Here is a 2,020-nt window from a genome sequence, read left to right as displayed (position 1 = left end):
GTAGTTCAGTTGGTTAGAATACCTGCCTGTCACGCAGGGGGTCGCGGGTTCGAGCCCCGTCCGTTCCGCCACTTATTGCAAAACCCTGGATCTCTGATTCAGGGTTTTTTGCATTATAATTTTTATATATTGTTGATCTGCTAGATATATCTCTGTGACAAAACCCAACCACAACTCTCTTATTGTCAGTTTGCGACTCCACCATCTGGCTCTCTGTGCTATTTATAATTTTAATTCAATGGGTTATTTACCATACTTTTAACCGAATAGAATGGTGTGGTTAAGAGCAGCCTGGATACACTATAGGAATAAGGAAATATCGATTCTTGATGGGGTAAGCCCTCAGACAGAGGGCTTAATGTTATGCGGGTTCTTTACGGCAAATTAATAATGTATGCCCAATACCAAGACCATCAATATCTTTCTCAACGTAGAATCCAGCAGTAGATAAGCACTGGTAAAAAGTATCTGAATGATAAAAACGGCTATTACCGTTAGCCATACATGTAAAATAAAGAGATGAGGCATTCAAACTGAATGCACCAGCTTCAAATTGTTGCCTATCCCAAAATATCTCCATGATGCATACGTAACTATCGGGCTTCATTGCATGATGAATAAGCTTAAGAATATGGACGATTCGTTCTTCACTAAAGCAGTCTAGAAACTGACTCATCCACCAAACGTCTGCTTCTGCTGGCAATCGATCGGCTAATAACAGATCCACAGGATATGTACTGATACGGTCGCTATAGCCTTTGCTTTTGACGTTCTCGTTGGCTAAGACTAACTGTTGTGGCAAATCCAGCAATGTTATTTTCACATCAGGGTCATAGGCCGCACACTGTAAAGCCCACTTACCAGTATTGGCACCAATGTCATATATATGTTTTGGTTTAAGATCAAAAATAGCTTTTAGCGCAAGCTGAAAGGCATTATCGGAATAAAAATGATCAAAGGCGAACCAACTTTCACGTGCGGCAGTCGGCAACTCGCTCAGTGCAGGGTAAATAGTAGGCCATTCACCAAATACGGATAATCCGGCTGGCTTTCCTGTCTCTAGTGCTTCTTTTAGATTGAATAAACCCTGATAACAAACGTCCTGAGTGAAGTCCATATTTACGCGGGTCATTTGATCATGCAATAAGTAGTGACCGACCTTGCCCAGATAAAATCGGTTTTCCTGCTGGTAGAGGATATTACCGCTAAGCCCCATGTCTAGCAGGATGCTGATTGCATATCGGCTTAGTGTGCAATGAGTCTGAAGCTCATCGAGTGTAATACCACCTTTACCTGATTCATCTAATGCAGCTAAAATTCCTGACTCTCTCAGGTTAAGCGCAGCTTGAAATAGCATAGGGGCAAAAGCTATTTTCTGAGCTTCAGTGATTGCCGCCAAAGCACTAATTTGGTCTTTATCATATCCGTAGCGCAAGCTTACGTCCTCGTAATTCAGGTAATAGCTCACCATTTAGCATTATTCAGCTTTAATGGTGAGCATAAAGTTAAGGTAACTATTTGTTATGTAATGTTTTTATATTGACAGACGATTTAGTTGAATCTGGATATCTTTATTCAAGTTAGCGATCCAGCGATTATATTTTGAGTGTATTTTCCCATTTTTGGCATCCATGTTAGTACTGCCAATATATTTGATTTGGTAATTATTAGCATTGTAATTAATTTGGATTTCAACAGTGTGATCGCGATTTATTAACTTCCCGTTAATCACGCCTTCAGCGCCAGGTATCATTACCCAACCACGGTTTATCCCACCAGCCAGAATCGCTTTTTGTACTTCTGAAGTCGTGTGACTACCAATTATTGTTTGGTTAACGTTTTGGATAGGCGTCGTACCTGCACATCCAGCAATAAATGTGATAGATACCAACCCGACCAAGAGTGCTTTTAATAGTTTCATGATGATCCAATTAATTAATGATTTTCATGTTAACCCATGATAGGAGTAACGGAATAATGCTAAATAGCAGAGATAAAATACTCTGACTTATTCTAATAC

The 2,020-nt window shown here is 40.0% G+C and carries 2 protein-coding genes; both read right to left on the bottom strand.

Features of this window, described 5'->3' with window-relative positions; genetic code table 11:
• Positions 1 to 361: 361 nt before the first annotated feature.
• Positions 362 to 1,471 (bottom strand): methyltransferase, encoded by a 1,110-nt coding sequence (locus tag V2A85_RS23250; protein ID WP_420072505.1) that lies wholly within the window; start codon positions 1,469 to 1,471, stop codon positions 362 to 364.
• Positions 1,472 to 1,534: 63 nt separating this feature from the next.
• The gene (locus tag V2A85_RS23245) at positions 1,535 to 1,921 is read right to left on the bottom strand and encodes a hypothetical protein (protein WP_372559749.1); all 387 of its coding nucleotides are present in this window, start codon (positions 1,919 to 1,921) and stop codon (positions 1,535 to 1,537) included.
• Positions 1,922 to 2,020 lie beyond the last annotated feature (99 nt).

This window comes from Yersinia sp. 1252 StPb PI (genome assembly GCF_048593885.1).
GTDB lineage: Bacteria > Pseudomonadota > Gammaproteobacteria > Enterobacterales > Enterobacteriaceae > Yersinia > Yersinia enterocolitica_E.
This window is presented reverse-complemented; position numbering and strand designations above follow the sequence as displayed.

What these genes read in the sequence shown, in the direction of transcription:
- V2A85_RS23250 (WP_420072505.1), bottom strand. Translation starts at nt 1,471, where the DNA reads ATGGTGAGCTATTACCTGAATTACGAGGACGTAAGCTTGCGCTACGGA.
- V2A85_RS23245 (WP_372559749.1), bottom strand. Translation starts at nt 1,921, where the DNA reads ATGAAACTATTAAAAGCACTCTTGGTCGGGTTGGTATCTATCACATTT.